This window comes from Terrisporobacter hibernicus (genome assembly GCF_020809405.1).
Classification (GTDB): Bacteria; Bacillota; Clostridia; order Peptostreptococcales; family Peptostreptococcaceae; genus Terrisporobacter; species Terrisporobacter petrolearius.
Genome location: NZ_CP081135.1, coordinates 1,507,246 through 1,523,763, shown reverse-complemented (window position 1 = coordinate 1,523,763; position 16,518 = coordinate 1,507,246). Strand labels below are relative to the sequence as shown.

The 16,518-nt window shown below is 29.5% G+C and carries 17 protein-coding genes; 16 read left to right on the top strand and 1 reads right to left on the bottom strand.

The features are described from left to right. The first annotated feature begins 278 nt into the window (after positions 1-278). The 11 genes from JW646_RS07320 to JW646_RS07270 all read left to right on the top strand — a co-directional run bounded on the left by JW646_RS07320 (position 279) and on the right by JW646_RS07270 (position 10,127). Positions 279-503 carry an HNH/ENDO VII family nuclease gene (locus JW646_RS07320; protein WP_228417112.1) on the top strand — a complete coding sequence of 75 codons (225 nt, stop codon included), beginning with the start codon at positions 279-281 and terminating at the stop codon, positions 501-503. Between the two features lie 11 nt (positions 504-514). Beyond that, a complete protein-coding gene (locus tag JW646_RS07315) occupies positions 515-1,042 on the top strand; it encodes a hypothetical protein (protein ID WP_228417110.1) in 528 nt (175 codons plus the stop codon). 35 nt (positions 1,043-1,077) lie between these two features. Beyond that, complete coding sequence (locus tag JW646_RS07310; RefSeq protein ID WP_228417378.1) at positions 1,078-1,293, top strand: DUF2185 domain-containing protein; 216 nt, start codon at positions 1,078-1,080, stop codon at positions 1,291-1,293. Between the two features lie 264 nt (positions 1,294-1,557). Next, positions 1,558-2,124 carry an imm11 family protein gene (locus tag JW646_RS07305; RefSeq protein WP_228417108.1) on the top strand — a complete coding sequence of 189 codons (567 nt, stop codon included), beginning with the start codon at positions 1,558-1,560 and terminating at the stop codon, positions 2,122-2,124. Between the two features lie 55 nt (positions 2,125-2,179). After that, positions 2,180-2,557: a hypothetical protein gene (locus JW646_RS07300; RefSeq protein ID WP_228417106.1), complete on the top strand. Its 378-nt coding sequence runs from the start codon at positions 2,180-2,182 to the stop codon at positions 2,555-2,557. Positions 2,558-3,211: 654 nt separating this feature from the next. Beyond that, on the top strand, positions 3,212-4,453 hold the full coding sequence (locus tag JW646_RS07295) for a peptidoglycan-binding protein (RefSeq protein ID WP_228417105.1): 1,242 nt from the start codon (positions 3,212-3,214) through the stop codon (positions 4,451-4,453). 198 nt (positions 4,454-4,651) lie between these two features. Further along, a complete protein-coding gene (locus JW646_RS07290) occupies positions 4,652-5,821 on the top strand; it encodes a MalY/PatB family protein (protein WP_228417103.1) in 1,170 nt (389 codons plus the stop codon). Between the two features lie 192 nt (positions 5,822-6,013). After that, the gene (locus JW646_RS07285; protein ID WP_228417101.1) at positions 6,014-6,829 is read left to right on the top strand and encodes a transporter substrate-binding domain-containing protein; all 816 of its coding nucleotides are present in this window, start codon (positions 6,014-6,016) and stop codon (positions 6,827-6,829) included. Between the two features lie 11 nt (positions 6,830-6,840). Continuing rightward, on the top strand, positions 6,841-7,509 hold the full coding sequence (locus JW646_RS07280) for an amino acid ABC transporter permease (protein ID WP_228417099.1): 669 nt from the start codon (positions 6,841-6,843) through the stop codon (positions 7,507-7,509). Between the two features lie 14 nt (positions 7,510-7,523). Continuing rightward, positions 7,524-8,255, top strand: a complete 732-nt coding sequence (locus JW646_RS07275; protein WP_074919535.1) for an amino acid ABC transporter ATP-binding protein — start codon at positions 7,524-7,526, stop codon at positions 8,253-8,255. A 477-nt stretch (positions 8,256-8,732) separates the two neighbouring features. Continuing rightward, complete coding sequence (locus JW646_RS07270) at positions 8,733-10,127, top strand: alanine/glycine:cation symporter family protein (RefSeq protein WP_148557093.1); 1,395 nt, start codon at positions 8,733-8,735, stop codon at positions 10,125-10,127. Between the two features lie 119 nt (positions 10,128-10,246). On the opposite strand, the gene JW646_RS07265 is transcribed toward JW646_RS07270, so the two are convergent. Next, positions 10,247-10,984 (bottom strand): glycerophosphodiester phosphodiesterase, encoded by a 738-nt coding sequence (locus JW646_RS07265; RefSeq protein ID WP_228417097.1) that lies wholly within the window; start codon positions 10,982-10,984, stop codon positions 10,247-10,249. 218 nt (positions 10,985-11,202) lie between these two features. Here JW646_RS07265 and JW646_RS07260 point away from each other — a divergent pair, with 218 nt between their 5' ends. From JW646_RS07260 to JW646_RS07240, 5 genes are all read left to right on the top strand, one after another. After that, on the top strand, positions 11,203-11,754 hold the full coding sequence (locus tag JW646_RS07260; protein WP_083399418.1) for a glycerol-3-phosphate responsive antiterminator: 552 nt from the start codon (positions 11,203-11,205) through the stop codon (positions 11,752-11,754). A 197-nt stretch (positions 11,755-11,951) separates the two neighbouring features. After that, a complete protein-coding gene (locus JW646_RS07255) occupies positions 11,952-13,421 on the top strand; it encodes an NAD(P)/FAD-dependent oxidoreductase (protein WP_228417095.1) in 1,470 nt (489 codons plus the stop codon). Further along, the gene (locus tag JW646_RS07250) at positions 13,408-14,679 is read left to right on the top strand and encodes an NAD(P)/FAD-dependent oxidoreductase (RefSeq protein WP_334302572.1); all 1,272 of its coding nucleotides are present in this window, start codon (positions 13,408-13,410) and stop codon (positions 14,677-14,679) included. The genes JW646_RS07255 and JW646_RS07250 overlap by 14 nt, the downstream gene beginning before the upstream one ends. A gap of 2 nt (positions 14,680-14,681) precedes the next feature. Continuing rightward, on the top strand, positions 14,682-15,080 hold the full coding sequence (locus JW646_RS07245) for a DUF1667 domain-containing protein (RefSeq protein WP_074919529.1): 399 nt from the start codon (positions 14,682-14,684) through the stop codon (positions 15,078-15,080). Positions 15,081-15,449: 369 nt separating this feature from the next. Continuing rightward, entirely contained in the window at positions 15,450-16,481 is a 1,032-nt protein-coding gene (locus tag JW646_RS07240; RefSeq protein ID WP_074919528.1) for a sugar-binding transcriptional regulator, read from the top strand. The last annotated feature ends 37 nt before the right edge of the window (positions 16,482-16,518 follow it).

The following is a 16,518-nucleotide window of genomic DNA, read 5'->3' as shown; positions in this document are numbered from 1 at the left end:
AGAATGAGCCGATTGAAACTAATTGGCTCATTAATATTTTGAGATGTTATGATTAGAATATAATTCTACTAAACTACTGTAATGTTAAGTGTAAAATAACTAAATATTAAAGTAGCTGGAGAAGTTATTGAAGCTACTGAACAGCATGTATTTGAAACGGAGTTGCCTGAAATTTCATAGCGCCCACACAGTGGCTTAAAGCGATAGCGAAGGAATCTCGTTGGCGATATGAATGTAGCGAATTTTATATTGATAATGTAGGCTGGATACCAACAAGTATGATTGAGGAAGGGGACGTAGTAGTTCTTCAGTCAGGTTATAAGTCTACAGTTGAGAAGATAGATAAAGTAGTTTATAATAAATGTCCTAAAAAGAAACCCTATATTAAAAGTAGGCTAAGGCATGAAAAAGAACAGATTGGAAAAGTATGGGAAAATGATAAAGAACCTAAAAATTATAGGCCAGAATTACCAAGTACAAATAGAAGTAATAAGTATGAATAAAAGGAGTAAATATGAACATAAATAAAGCAGATTATTTCACAATAGCTCAATTTGGAAATTTATCTACGCTTCTGAGAAAGATAGATTTAGAAAAAAAAACGTTGGATCAAGTTAAAAATTTATGTGATAAGAATGGAATGAGTTTATTGCAACACTCATTAGCAAATAGGAAATTTGATATATCAGAATATTTAATTGAAAATGAAGTTGAGGTAAATCATATCTCTAATGAAGTATGTAATGAGTTACACTATCTAGCTGCAAATATAAACTCAGATGGTGCCATTAAAATAGCTAATAAACTGTTTGATATGAAAGTAGATATAACATTAAAGAATAAAAAATATAAAAATTCTCCTTTGTGGCACTTATGCCAAGAGGTGTTAAAAAAAAATTCAGAAGAAGGAAATCAATTAATTATAAAATGTTTAAGAAAAAAAACAGACATTACATTATGTAATGTAGCTGGATTGTCAGTTAAACAATTAATTGAACAAAGAGGTACTGATGAAATGAAAGAAGAAATGAGAAATTCGTAAATAAGCTTGATAATGGATGGAGGTTTTTATCTGATATAGACACAGATGAATTCTTAGAAGATCCTTTAAATATGTTAGTTTGTGATTGGGTGACAATATTAGAAATAGAACTAGAAATATTTGGTATATTTGATATGCCTGTAGGAACGGAAATTACTTTAATGCACGAAAATGGGAATAAATATTTTGTATTTACAGATACTGGAGAAATATTAGGAACAGTTAGGCACAGCAAGGCACAGAAAATTTGATAGAAATACTGTGCCTTTGGAGATAGGCACAGACATAGGCACAAGCTAGATGTTAGTATACAACAGTGTTTAAAGGAGTGTGTGCCTAGTGTGCCTATAAAAAGCTCTAGTTATTTAATAATCATAAAATAATAAGAAATAATGGCGCATATGTGTGCGCACGCGTGTATAGGTTTTGGGAATGCATGGATAATAATAAAAATTAATGATATAGATGTGTTTTGGGATGGTATTGGAATAAAAAATAGGTGGTAGGAGATCAAAATGAAATATTATGAATTAATGTATAACCATAGAAATTCACATAACTGTATTAGTTGTGAAAAAGGAAATTTAGATAAAATAAATGAATATATAGTTACTATAGGTCAATATATATATAATTGGGAAGATCATATTGAATTTAAGTATAATCCAAATAACGGAGAATTATTTACTGATTATTTATTTAATATTTATGGGTGGTTGGTTGTATCAGATAAATTTATTGGTTTATGTGATGAATATATTAATGCTAAAGTTCAATATCTGAACATAAATATAAAAAATGAATTAGATAATAGTATTACATCATCATATAAAGTTATTAATATATTAGACATTGTAGATGCAATTGAATTAGAGCATTCAGATTATAGTGAATTTGAATTAGATAATGAAAAATTTATATCAATTACTAAATATGCAATAAACAGTGAAAAGGTAAATGGACATCATATTTTTAGATTAAAAAATAGTACTATACCAATATTTATTTCTGAAAAAATTAAGTCTATTATTGAACAAAATAATCTGACAGGATTTGATTTTTTAGAAATAAAGAGTGTATAAAAATAAAATAGATATAATTGTGTTTAATATTAATATAATAGGAGAAATAGTTATAATGCTTAGAAAAAAGTTTTATGTTTGGTTAAATGATCACTTAGAAAAAATGCCATTAAATGTTATTGCTGTAAACTTTAATTTATATGAGGGTGAATACAAGACATATGATATTGAATTAATTGGATCAGCTATATTTAATGTAGAAGATGATGATTGGGCATGTGAGAAAATATTTTCCACAGAAGAGAGTTTATTTTCTATACCAATATATGATGATATATCAGATTGGAGAGAGAGTATGACATTTATAAAAGAAATGATAGAAGAGTACATGAAAGTAGGAGAATACTCTAATAAGCTAATCCAATTACAGGCAGTTGGATTAGGATTTGTTGATGGAGATATTGAATTAATATACTTAAACAACAATAAATAGTGAATGCTTTAGATATACATAAAAATCAGGAAGTAAAATACAAAAGATAAGAATCCTGAATCTCAATTCAAATACTATTAAGTAAAAAAATATGGAGAATATGTGTAACTATATTTAGTTTTGCATATTCTCCTTTATTTAATTGGAAAGTCAAGTTATTTGTTAATTTGACAAATACTTCGGGCTTAATCGTTAATTAGCTTGTGAATTATGTCATTATTTAAATTATATAAAATCATATAAAAGATTATAGAGATTGAAAGAAGATTCGAAGCACATCTAGGAACAGTTAGGAACACCTAGGAACAGCAAATTTGATATAAATTTTGTTCCTAGGTAGATCGGAACACCATAGGAACAGACATAGGAACAAGCTAGGTGTTAGTAAACAACAGTGTTTGAAGGCGGTGTGTTCCCATGTTCCGATAAAAAGCCCTAGTTATTTAATAATCATAAAATAATAAGAAATAATGGCGTGTATGTGCATGTGCGCGCGTATAGGGTTTTTGGAGCATAGGAACGGAACTTTGGAACAGGGCATGATAATAACCCATGGAAAATGTATTAATAGTCCATAAACTTATAGTACAACTCACCTTTAAGGTTTTTTTTAATACTATATATAATAATCTAAATTTTATAGGGGTGATTATTTTGTATAAGGGGTACTTAACAATAAAAATTACTGATGAAGAAACTAATTTTCCTATTGAAGGTGCGAGAATTAAAATATCTACAATATCTAAAGATGAATGTGAAAAAAATAAAATTCTATACAATAACTTACTTACTAATGATTCTGGTCAGGTAAAAAAAGTATTACTGGATGCTCCTAATTTTATGTATTCCCAAGTACCTAATTCTCCTAGAGCATACAGTACTTATATACTTGAAGTTGAAAAGGAGGGCTATGACACAGTAATAATAGAAGGTGTTCAAATATTGCCCTGTATAGAAGCTATTCAAAATATGTCATTATCCAAGGTTTCTAATCTAACAAAATCAAATGTAAAAGTTTATACTATAGGAAAGCATTCTTTATACGGACCTTACGAAGCAAAAATATTAGAGCCTTCTTTAAAGGTTGTACCCTATGTTTTACCTAGCGTTGTAGTTCCTGAATATATAATAGTTCACGACGGATTACCAAGTAATAAAAATGCTCCAAACTATTGGATACCATTTAGAGATTATATAAAAAATGTTGCAAGTTCTGAAATTTACGCAACATGGCCAACTCAAACTATATATGCAAATGTTATTGCCATAGTTTCCTTTACCTTAAATAGAGTTTATACAGAATGGTATAGAAATATGGGGTATAATTTCACTATCACTTCAAGTACACAATATGATCACAAATTTATTTATAACAGAAATATTTTTGATACTATAAGTATTGTTGTTGATAATGTATTTAATGTTTTTATACAAAGACCTAAGGGCGCTAGTCAGCCTCTTTTGGCACAATATTGCGACGGAATACAAACACAATGTCCTGGAAAAATGACTCAGTGGGGTAGTAAATATTTAGGAGATCAGGGATACAAATTTGAAGACATCCTAAAATATTACTATGGAGATAATATAGCACTTAAGGGAACAGATATAATAAAAGGAGTTCCATCATCATTTCCTGGGTATACACTTTCCCTTGGATCAAGTGGAGACAGTGTAAAAGTAATTCAAAATCAATTAAATGCAATATCAAATGCATATCCAGCATTGCCTAAAGTTGCAGTTGATGGTATATATGGCCCAGCAACTAGAAACAGTGTACTAAAATTCCAGGAAATTTTTAGAATGAATCAAAGTGGCGTAGTTGATTTTGCAACTTGGTATGCCATATCCAAAATTTATGTAGCAGTTACTAAAATAGCAGCATTTAATCAATAAATATATAAAAAATGATTATAACTTAGTTATAATCATTTTTTATATATTTCATAGTAAAGAATGAGTAAAAAGGTAATTAAAATCACATTGTGGAAATAATTTTTATTTGTAGTATAATCACTATTGTAAGATGCATATAATTCAAATCAAGAAAAAATTATATAGAAATGACAACAGATTATATTAAGGGGGACAAATATGAAATACAATTTTGATAAGAAAATAGACAGAAGAAACAATAATTCTACTAAATGGTCAGGTATGAAAGGGGGATTCATATCAAACGATTTACTACCATTTTGGATAGCAGATATGGATTTTGAAATATGTCCTAATATAAGTGAATCTATGAAAAAAGTCTTAGATCAAAACATATTTGGATATGTAAACAGGGAGAAAAGTTATTTTGAAAGTGCATGTAATTGGACAGAGAAAAGATATGGATATAGCATAAATCCAGAAACTTTAGTACATACTTCGGGAGTGGTATTATCCTTAGTTTTAGCAGTGGAGTTATTAACATGTGAAGATGATAATATTATGATTAGCTCGCCAGCATATCCTCCATTTTATGATTGTGTACTAGACAATAACAGAAAGCTATTTTTAAATGAACTAATAATTAAAGACAATAAATATGTAATTGATTTTGAAGATTTTGAAAAGCAAATTGTAGAAAATAATATAAAGTGGTACATATTATGCAATCCTCACAACCCTACAGGAAGAGTATGGACAAGAAATGAACTGAAAAAAATAGCTGATTTATGCTTAAAACATAATGTAAGAGTGATAAGTGATGAGGTGTGGAGAGATTTAGTGTTTAAAGATTATAAATATACTCCTTTTGCATCTTTGTCAAAAGAGGTTGAAGAAATAACAATAACATGTTTCTCTGCAAGTAAGACTTTTAACTTAGCTGGATTACAAGCATCATTTATTTCCATACCAAAAGAAAATGAGCGAGAAAAATTTAAAAAAGAATTGGCAAAATACCATATTGCAAGAAATAATTCTTTTAGTGTGGCAGCTGTAGAAACTGCATTTAATGAAGGGGAAGAGTGGCTAAGTCAATTATTAGATTATCTAGAAAGTAATTTAAATTACTTAAGTGATTTTATACAGGAAAATTTACCAAAGATTAAATTTATCAGACCTGAAGGAACTTATGTGGTTTGGCTAGATTTTTCAGAGTACAAAATAGATGACATTAACTTATATTTACAAGAAAATGCTAAAGTAGCATTAAACAAAGGAGAAGCCTTTGACAAGAACTGTAAAGACTTTGCAAGAATTAATATAGCTTGCCCACGATATCAGTTAGAAGATGGTTTAAACAGAATAAAAGAAGCTTTAAATAGACTATAAATTACGGAAAAAGATGCTTAATGCATCTTTTTTTACGCTTAAAAAATATATATAAATCATGTTATAGAAAAACATAATAATTTGTATTTGTATATAAAAAAACACAATAGGACAGGCAATTACAACTATGTTAAAATTGACTTTGGAAAAGGGTATCATAAAAATATTTTAGATTGCAAGGAGAAAAAGGGAATGGGTGTAAAAATTAAAAAAATTATTACAGTTTTATCAAGTTTAATGATTGGTGTAACAATGTTAGTTGGATGTAGTGGCTCAAATGATAAGTCACAAGATTCATCAAATAAGGATTCTAAAGAAAAATTAGTAGTGGGGGTTTCTACAGAATATTATCCATGGTGTTTCAAAGAAAATGATGAGAATAAAGGTTTTGAAGTTGATGTATGGAAGGAAATAGGAAAAAGAACAGGATATGACATAGAATTCCAAACAGCTAAATTCAGTGGTCTAGTGGGAATGTTAGATGCTGAAAAAATAGATACAGTTGCTCATCAAATGTCAACAACAGAAGAAAGAAGAGAAAAATACGATTTTACTGAAACATATGCTTATAGCAAATATAAGTTTATAGTTCCAGAAAACAGTAAAATAAGCAAAATGGAAGATGTAAAGGGTATGAAAGTTGGTTGTGTATTAGGTGGAAATGGTGAAAAGACTATAAAAGACCTTAATGAAAAACATAAATTAGGTTTAGATATAGTTACATATGACGGGGTACCTATGGAACAAGACGTAGTAGACGGAAGAATAGATGTTGCTTGGTTATCAGAAATTAAGGCAAAAACTACAATTGAACAAGGTAAACTACCTTTAAAAATAGCCGATATAGATACAAGCGTTTATGAAATAAATCAATATCCATTTAGAAAAGAAGAAGCAAGTAAAGATAGAATAGCAAAAGTTAATGAAGCTATAAAAGCAATGCATGAAGATGGAACATTTACTGAACTATCAAAAAAATGGTTTGGGATAGATACAACTAAAGAATAAAAGGTGGAAAAATGCAAATATTTGATTTTGAATTTGTAGCAAACTTAATACCAATAATGATTAAATACCTAGGAGTGACTTTTAAAATGTCATTATTGGCATTAATATTAGGTATTGTAGTAGCTATGGTTATAGCATTGGTTGTTGATGCTGATATACCTGTGCTTAAGAGACTATCTAAAATATATATTTCTTTTTTTAGGGGAACTCCCTTAGTAGCTCAATTATTTTTTATATATTTTGGACTAATAAAAATAATACCATCTCTTAAAGAGTTAAGTGCTTTTAATGCAGCCGTAATTGTACTAGGTCTTAACTCATCAGCATACTTTGCTGAAAGTTTGAGAGGGGCCATATCATCAGTAGATAAAGGACAAGCTGAGGCGTGTTATGCTTTTGGTATGACTTATACTCAGGCCATGGTGAGAATTATTTTGCCACAGGCTATTAGAGTTGCCATACCAGCCATGACAAATACTTTTGCAGATATTATAAAAGGGTCTTCCTTAGCTTTTACAATAGGTGTTACTGAAATAATGGCTACAGCTCAATCAGAAGCGGCAGCAACATATAAATATTTAGAGGCATTTACTTGCGTAGTAATTATCTATTGGCTTATAAATTTAGCAGTTGTATATGTTCAAAATAAGCTGGAGAAAAAGTTGAGTGAAGCGTATTAAATGGAGAAGTACTTATGTTAAAAATAAATAGTTTAAGTAAAAAGTTTGACCAAAATATTGTATTAAAAAATATTGATTTAGAGGTCAAAAAAGGTGAAGTGGTTGTTTTAATAGGACCATCAGGCACAGGAAAATCAACTTTGCTAAGATGTATAAATATCTTAGAAAAAGCTGATAGTGGTAGTTTAACTATAGGAGATTTAAATGTAGATTTAGCAAATTTACATAAAAAAGACATACTAAAAATAAGAAGAAAAACAGCTATGGTTTTTCAAAATTATAATTTATTTAATAATAAAACAGTAATTGAAAATATAACTGAACCACTAATTGTAGTGAAAAAAATAGACAAAGAAAGTGCAAATAAAATAGCTCTAGAAAAGCTTAAATTAGTAGGGATAGAGGAGAAAAAAGATGAGTATCCATCTAGACTATCTGGAGGACAAAAACAAAGGGTTGCCATAGCGAGAGCTTTGGCTGTAGACCCAGAAGTAATACTAATGGATGAGCCAACTTCAGCCCTTGACCCAGAGTTAGTTGGGGAGGTCTTAGATGTTATAAGATCTTTGGCAAAAGCTCATATGACTATGATAATAGTAAGTCATGAAATGAAGTTTGCTAGAGAGATAGCAGATAGAATTATATTTATGGAAAATGGTGTTATAGAAGAAGAAGGAAGTCCATCAGAGCTATTTAGAGAAAATAAAAATACACGTATAAATCAATTTGCTAAAATAATTGTATAGATTTAACCTAAATGAGAGGGAGTTGTCATAAGGCAACTCCCTTATTGTTTGAACCATATATTTTAAATAATATCATTACAAAATTTTGGGAAAACGATTGACAGATATTTCAAAATATTATACCATTTAAATAACAATGATATAGTATTTTGTCATCAGGTTGTTAAAGATATGACTCCTGATTATGATTATATAATTTTTATATAAAGATTTATAATATTAAAAATGTTAAGTATTGCATTTTTATAAGATGTAAAAGTAGGCAACTTTATAAAATAAACTTTTTTTTATAGATACATACAACTTGTGTCGAACGTGCAAATTGTATGTATGGTTTTTGAGAAAATATTAGCAGTACTAAATGCAGTCAATTTTACATCTACATCAATTAGGAGTTGAAATTTGCATACAATATATTTAAAACACATGAAATTATAAGAGTAATATAAGAAATTACAGATTTTAGGAGGAAGATTGATGGTTGAATTTATAAACAAAATAAATGGTCCAATTAACAGCTTTGTATGGGGGCCAGTAATGTTATTATTATTAGTTGGTTTTGGTATATACATGAGTACTAGGACAGGATTTTTTCAGATTAGAAAATGCAACACAATAGTAAAAAATACTATAGGTTCTATAAATAAAAATAAAGATGCAGCAAAAGATGGTGTTTCACCTTATTCAGCTATGTCAGCAGCTGTGGCAAGTAGTGTTGGAGTTGGGAGTATAGCTGGTGTTGCAACTGCCATAGTTGCAGGTGGACCAGGGGCAGTATTTTGGATGTGGATGTCAGCAATATTTGGAATGATGACAAAATACTCAGAGGTTGTACTGGCTGTATATTATAGAAGTAAAAATGAAAAAGGCCTTTATTATGGTGGGCCAATGTATTACATGGAAAAAGGATTAAAAAGTAAAGGATTAGCAACGTTATTTGCTATATTTGCTGGTGTTGCTTGCTTTGGAACAGGTAATTTAACTCAATCAAACTCAATAGCAACAGCACTACAAGGTTCATTTTCCATACCTACTTATGTTACAGGACTAGTACTTGCAGTATTAACAGGTTTAGTTATATTTGGTGGTGTTTCTCGTATAACAAAAACTGCTGAAACTTTAGTTCCAGTTATGGCAGTATTCTATATTTTAGGATCTCTTATAGTTATATTTGTACATGCAGACACAATACCAGCTGTTATGTCTTCAATATTTGCGGATGCTTTTAGTTTCAAATCTGCAGGTGGAGGTATAATGGGATACACAATAATGAGAGCTATGAGATTTGGGGTAGCAAGAGGTGTATTCTCAAATGAAGCAGGACTTGGATCAGCTCCAATGCTTCACTCAACAGCATCTACAGATAATCCAGTAAAACAAGGTATGTGGGGGATTTTTGAAGTATTTATAACAACAATTTGTATTTGTTCTATGACAGCCTTAGTTATACTTACTACAGGTGTGGTAGATTCTGGATTGACTGGACCAATTCTTACAGCAGAAGCTTTTGGTACAGTATTTGGTTCATTTGGAGGAGCATTTGTATCTATAGCAATTACTTTCTTTGCCTTTACATCAATATTAGGATGGTCATATTATGGAGAGTGTAGCTGGGGTTATATTTTCAAAGACAAACAACAACTAGTTTCAAAAATGATAAAATTATTATGGATACCTACAGCATTTATAGGTTCAGTAGGAAGTCTTGATTTAATATGGAATGTTTCGGATACATTTAATGGACTTATGATAATACCAAATATCATTGCATTATTTGGACTTTCAGGAGTAGTAATAAAGCTTACAAAGTCATATATTAAAGATCCAGATTCAGTAAGAATGGAAGAAGAAGATGAAGAAGGTGTAGTATAAGAAAGAAATATATTATAATTAAATATATACTAAAAAAGATGGCTTTTGTATAAAATAAAAGCCATCTTTTTTAATTACTAGAAAATTATAATGATTTTAAAACTGTGAAAAATTCTAAATTAAATTATTTCCTTTAATATTTCATTCATTAAATCTGGATAATCTGAAAATACACCATCCACATTAAGAGCTATCATTTTTCTCATTACATTAGGTTTATTAACAGTATAAACAAATACTTTTATATTATTTTTGTGAGCCAAATCTACTACTTCCTTTGAAACTAATTGCTTTGAAATATTAATACTATATACCTTTAATTTTTTTGCATGCTCAACAACATTAGCTTCTGGAGAATAGTCTTTTTTATATTCATAAAGAGCACCGTACTTAAATCTATTGTCTAAGTTTTGTAAAATATTTAAGCACTTATGATTAAAAGAAGATATAAAAATTTTATCTTCAATACCATATTCTTTGATTAAATCCAAAAGATCTTGTTCTAAATCATAGTGTATTAAATCAGTTTTTGCTTCCACATTTAAAATAATATTTTCATTTTTAATTAGCTCAAAAACTTCTCTTAGTGTGGGTATTTTACAATCTTCATTTTCAATAAACTCAAACTTTCTACACAAAAAACTTTTGATTTCATCCAAAGTATAATCTTTTATAAGTCCCCTACCTTTAAAAGTTCTTTGAACATCTTCATCATGTATAACAACTAATTGTCCATCTTTACTTTTATGAACATCCAACTCAATTCCATCTACACCTATTGATAAAGCTTTTGAAAAAGCTAACATAGTATTTTCGGGATAGTCACCACTGGCTCCCCTATGAGCAAAAATTTTCATTTTACATCCTCCCTTGTGAAAAAACCAATCAAATTTAGTATAGTGTTTAAGAATGGAACATGTCAACGCTTGACATCTATTTCATATACTTTCTACAATTTAGATATGATGATTGTTATCACCTTGTTTTCACAATTATTATTGCAGATTTTCATGTATAATGAATTTAGAAAAAGAAAATACTAGTTGGGTTTTAGGAAGGGATAAATTAAATAATTATGAGAGAATTATTAGAGTGTAATCCTATAATAGGAGCTATAAAAGATGACGTAGATTTAGAGAAAGTTATAAATTCCGATTGCAATGTTGTATTTTTACTAAATGGGGACATTTTAACATTGAAGGAAAAAGTAAATAAGCTTAAGTTAAATAACAAAAGTGTATTTGTTCATTTAGATATGATAGGAGGGATTTCTAGCAACCCTGTAATTGTAAAATACTTAAAGAATGAATTTCACATAGACGGAATAATAACAACAAAGATAAGTTTGGTAAAAAAGGCATTGGAAGAAGATATAAATGTGGTACAAAGAATATTTTTATTAGATTCCATATCATTACAAACTTCTATGGAAAATATAAGAAGGGTAAAACCAAGCGCAATTGAAATTATGCCTGGTGTAATTACGAAAGCAGTTAAAAGACTACATAAAGAGTTTCCTGATTTACCTATAATTTGTGGTGGACTAATTGATGACAAACAAGAAATTATTGATGTGCTAAAATATGGGGCTATGGCAGTATCTACTACAAAAAAAGAATTATGGTAATATTATCATAAAAATAGTGACAAAAGGATTTCATTTGAATATAATGATTAGTATATAAGGAAATTTTCAATAAAAAACAATAAAAGTTAATATATATGGCGGGAGAACAGAGAGCCTTTTCTATAAGTAATTATAGGGGAGGCTCTCTGTTTTTTTGAGCAAATTAAATTTTGTGAGCCAAAAAAGGAGGCAGTAAAATGTTTGATGTAGCAATTATAGGAGCTGGAATTACAGGAAGCGCAGTAGCTAGACAGCTATCAAGATATGATTTGAAAATAGTAGTTTTAGAAAAAGGCGTAGAGGTTTGTCAAGGCACAACAAAGGCAAACAGTGCCATAGTGCATGGTGGATTTGATGCAAAAGAAGGAACTTTAAAGGCTAAACTAAATGTTCTAGGTTGTAAAATGTATCCAAGCATTTGTAAAGAATTAAGTGTTGAATATAAAAACAATGGATCACTTGTTTTAGCTTTCAATGAAAATGATATGAAACATATACATGAGCTATATGAAAGAGGGATAAAAAATGGGGCAAAAGATATTGAAATAATAAATGGAGAAAAGGTGAAAGAAATAGAGCCTAATGTTAATGATGATGTGGTTGGAGCACTTTGGTGTAAAAGTTCTGGAATAGTTTGTCCATTTAATTTAAATATAGCTCTTATGGAAAATGCCATTACAAACGGTGTTAAATTAAGACTGGAAAGTGAAGTTTTAGATATAAAGAAAATAGAAGATAATTGTTTTCAAATAAAAACAAAGAAAGAAATTATAAAATCAAAATATATAATAAATGCAGCAGGAGTATATTCAGACAAAATTAATAACCTTATTGGAGGTAATGAGTTTTATATTATACCAAGAAAAGGAGAATACAAGGTTTTAGATAAATCTGAAGGATATAAAGCAAGTCATACCTTGTTCACTTGTCCTACAGAAAAAGGAAAAGGAGTACTAGTAACTAAAACAGTTCATGGAAATTTATTAGTAGGACCAAATGCCAAAGTGGTGGAAAAAGATGATATAACTACAAGTAAATCTGGGTTAAAAGAAATTATGGATGGTGGTAGAAAATCCATTCCTAACATAGATTTTTCAAAAACAATAACATCTTTTGCTGGAGTGAGAGCTACACCAAATACAGGAGATTTTATGATATTTAAGTCAAAGGTAGCCAAAGGATTTATAAATGTGGCAGGGATAGAATCACCAGGACTAGCATCAGCTCCAGCCATAGCATTGTATGTAGAAGATTTATTAAAAGAAGTAATGCATGAAGATAATAAAAAACTAGAGCTAAACAAAAGCTTCAATCCAATAAGACTAAAAAACAAGGCTTTTATGGAAATGAGCTTAGAGGATCAAAAAGAAATTTTAAATAAAGATGAAAGATATAAAACTATAATCTGTAGGTGTGAAAACATTACAGAAGGAGAAATAGTTGATGCTATAAACAGACCTTGTGGAGCGAAAACTGTAGATGGTGTAAAAAGAAGAGTTAGACCTGGAATGGGAAGATGCCAAGGCGGGTTTTGTGGGCCAAAGGTTGTTGAAATTTTAGCAAGAGAATTAAATATTACACCGCAAGAAGTGCTAAAAGACTATGAAAATTCAAAGATGCTAGTTGGAAAAGCAAAGGAAGTAAGGGGTGAGACTGTTGAAATATAACGTGATTGTAATTGGAGGCGGTCCAGCAGGACTTGGAGCAGCTGTTGAGGCAAAGAAAAGTGGAGCACAAAAAGTATTAATAGTAGAAAGAGATAGAGAGCTAGGTGGAATCTTAAATCAATGTATCCACAATGGATTTGGATTACACGAGTTCAAAGAAGAATTAACAGGGCCAGAGTACGCAGGTAGATTCATTCAAATGGCAAAGGAAAACAATATAGACCATGTGTTAAATACAATGGTTCTTAGTATAAATGATGATGGAGAAGACAAAGTAGTAAGAACTTTAGGTGAAAATGGCTTAGAAGAAATAAAAGCGGATGCAGTAATCCTTGCAATGGGATGCAGAGAAAGAACTAGAGGAGCAATAGATATTCCAGGATACAGACCAGCAGGAATTTATAATGCAGGAGCAGCCCAAAGATACATTAATATGGAAGGCTATATGGTAGGTAAAAAAGTCGTTATCTATGGTTCGGGAGATATAGGGTTAATAATGGCAAGACGTATGACTTTGGAAGGTGCAGAAGTTAAATGTGTTGTGGAAATAAATCCTCACTCCAGTGGACTAACTAGAAACATAGTTCAATGTTTAGACGACTTTCATATTCCTTTAAAATTAGAAACATGTATAAACTACATACATGGAAAAAATAGAGTGGAAGGGGTAACTTTAGCTAAACTAGATGAAAATAGACAAGTTATACCAGGAAGTGAAGAATTTATTGAATGTGACACTTTACTTCTTTCTGTAGGATTAATCCCAGAAAATGAACTTTCTACTAATGTGGGAGTAGAACTAGACAGAAAAACTAGTGGACCAATTGTGGATAGTAGCATGTCTACTAATATAGAAGGAATTTTTGCCTGTGGGAATGTGGTTCATGTTCATGACTTGGTGGACTTTGTTACAAAAGAAAGTAGAATAGCAGGAAGAGAAGCTGCCCTATATGTAAAAAACAAAAATGAAAAACTAAATATACTAGGCCATAAAAAAATAAAAACTGTGGCAGGAGATGAAATATCCTACATTGTGCCACAAAGTTTAAATATAGACTTAAATGAAGATATAAATCTATTTATGAGAGTGAGAAATATTTGTAACAATAAGAAGCTAGTTGTTAGAAGTGGAGATAAAGTTATATTAGAAAAGAAAAGACCTCATATGATACCATCAGAAATGGAAACTTTAAAAATAGACAAAGAAAAGTTATCTAATATAAAAGAAGATATAAGAATTTGCGTGGAGGATGTTTAATTATGAAAAGAGAAATTACTTGCATAGTATGTCCTAAGGGATGTCAAATGATAGTTAATAATATAGATGGACAATATATAGTAGAAGGAAATAGTTGCATTAGAGGTGCAAAATATGGAGTGGATGAAGTTACCAACCCAAAAAGAATGGTAACTACTACAGTAAGATTAGAAGGAGCTTATTTAAATATGCTTCCAGTAAAAACATCATCATCTGTGGCAAAAGACTTAGTTTTTGAAGTGATGAAGGTATTATCAACAATAAAAATCACTGCCCCAGTAAAAGTTGGAGATATAATAGTAAAAAATATATTAAACACAGGAGTAGATATAATAAGTACTAAAACAATAAATAATATATATGAGTCTTATGGAAAAGAAGAATTAAGAAAAATTTTATAAAAAATAAAAAAAATAACTAATATAAGCCTATAAATCTTATAAAAAAATTTAAGATTTATAGGCTTATTTTTATTTTATTTTTATAAAAACCTCATTGTTAATAAATAAACTTAGATATAATAAAAAAATTGTAAAAAGGTAAAATACACATATTTATAAAAAAGGATAAAATACTTTTTAAAAGGATAAAATAAGTTACATGAATAGAAGACGTTTTTTGTCAAAAGATAAAATAAATTTACTTTAAAAAATACAAAAAATCACTTGAAAAATGGTTTTCATTAGAGTACAATAAAAATATCTTGTGGGACACAAAATAAGTATAAGGGACATAAAAAGTCCCGATTATTAAATCAAGAGGATGTAATAATGAAAAATTTATTAAAAATTCAGCAAAAACTAATTCCTGAAGTTATTGACATTATGACAAAGAGATATTTGATCTTAAGAGAAATATCTTTAAGCGAACCAATAGGAAGACGAGCTTTAGCAACAAATCTCCAAAGTGGAGAAAGAATCATAAGATCAGAAACAGAACTTCTAAAAAAACAAGGTCTTATAGATGTAAATTTAAAAGGTATGACTATTACCGAAGAAGGAAAAGAAATATTAAATGCTCTAAAAGACAGCATGAATGATGTAATAGGACTTAATACCCTTCAAGAAGAACTTAGACACGTTCTAGGAATCAAAAAAGTCTTGCTAATACCTGGTAGCTATGAAAAAAATAAAAGTTTACTAAAAGATATTGGGAAACAAGCTTCAAAATATTTTTTAAGTGTACTTAAAGATGATGACATAGTTTCAATTGCTGGTGGAAGTACAATGCTTGAATTTGCTAAATCAATTAAATGTGATAAAAAATTTAGCTCTACAGTAGTAGTTCCAGCAAGAGGTAGTGTTGGTCTCGATGTTGAGACACAATCAAACAATGTAGTAGCAGAAGTAAGTAAGAATATACATTCAACTTACAAATTACTAAACATACCAGATGAGCTTGGTGAAGAGTCAATAAAAACTCTTACACAAGAACCAGAAATAAATAAAACATTGAAATTAATACAAAATTCCAATGTACTAGTATTTAGTATTGGTAGAGCTGATGAAATGGTAAAAAGAAGAAAATTATCAGATGAAAAAGCAAAAGAGATAATGGACAAAGACGCCATAGGTGAAGCTTTTGGTCATTACTTTAATAAAAAAGGGGAAATTGTTCATAAGTTAAATACAGTGGGGATTGATATAGAATCTTTCAAAAACAAAAGAGAAACTATAGCTGTATTTGCGGGGAGAAAAAAAGCAGAAGCTTTTATTCCAATTTCCAAACTAAACAAGAATATAGTTCTTGTTACAGATGAAGATAGTGCAAAGAGAATTCTTGAACTAACTGTAAATAACTAGCTTAGCTAGTAAAAAATATAATGAAAATTACACCACG